Here is a 303-nt window from a genome sequence, read left to right as displayed (position 1 = left end):
CTTTCTTCAAGTCCATGATCTCGCTCATCCACGGGAACGGGTTGGTGGTGCCTGGATACTCTTCTTTCAAACCAATCTGCGACAGGCGACGGTTAGCGATGAACTTGAGGTAGTCCTCCATCATCGCCGCATTCATGCCCAGCACGCCGCGCGGCATGGTGTCGCGAGCATATTCAATCTCCAGTTGCGTCCCTTGCAGGATCATCTGGGTCGCTTCTTCCTTCATCTCGGCATCCCACAAATGCGGGTTTTCGATTTTGATCTGGTTGATCACATCGATACCGAAGTTCAGGTGCATCGACT

The 303-nt window shown here is 52.8% G+C and carries 1 protein-coding gene; it reads right to left on the bottom strand.

Annotated elements, in window-relative coordinates:
* A partial coding sequence (locus tag AACY52_RS31890) for a ribonucleotide-diphosphate reductase subunit beta (protein WP_339439706.1) occupies positions 1 to 303 on the bottom strand: 303 nt, incomplete at both ends.

It is taken from the genome of Pseudomonas sp. EA_65y_Pfl1_P113, from assembly GCF_963970525.1.
GTDB classification, from domain to species: Bacteria; Pseudomonadota; Gammaproteobacteria; order Pseudomonadales; family Pseudomonadaceae; genus Aquipseudomonas; species Aquipseudomonas tritici.
The sequence above is the reverse complement of the archived record's forward strand: the minus strand, read 5'-3'. Positions and strand labels throughout refer to the sequence as shown.